At 44.6% G+C, this 269-nt stretch carries 1 rRNA gene; it reads right to left on the reverse strand.

Going from position 1 to position 269, the window contains the following annotated elements:
• Positions 1-233 (reverse strand): 23S ribosomal RNA (locus SBH76_RS13675); the annotation flags it as partial.
• Positions 234-269: the final 36 nt, after the last annotated feature.

The following is a 269-nucleotide window of genomic DNA, read 5'->3' on the forward strand; positions in this document are numbered from 1 at the left end:
TCACTGTTGTTTTCTTTTCCTCCGGCTACTTAGATGTTTCAGTTCACCGGGTTCCCCTCTGTACGTTATGTATTGGCGTACAGATACTTGGAGTTCTTCCAAGTGGGTTTCCCCATTCAGACATCTGCGGATCATTGAATATGTGCTTCTCCCCGCAGCTTTTCGCAGCTTGTCACGTCTTTCTTCGGCTGTCAGTGCCTAGGCATCCACCCTACGCTCTTTATGTTTAACCTCTTAAATCATTTAGATTTAGTGTTTATGTATGACAC

The sequence above is a fragment of the Lachnoanaerobaculum sanguinis genome (assembly GCF_033242365.1).
GTDB classification, from domain to species: domain Bacteria; phylum Bacillota; class Clostridia; order Lachnospirales; family Lachnospiraceae; genus Lachnoanaerobaculum; species Lachnoanaerobaculum sanguinis.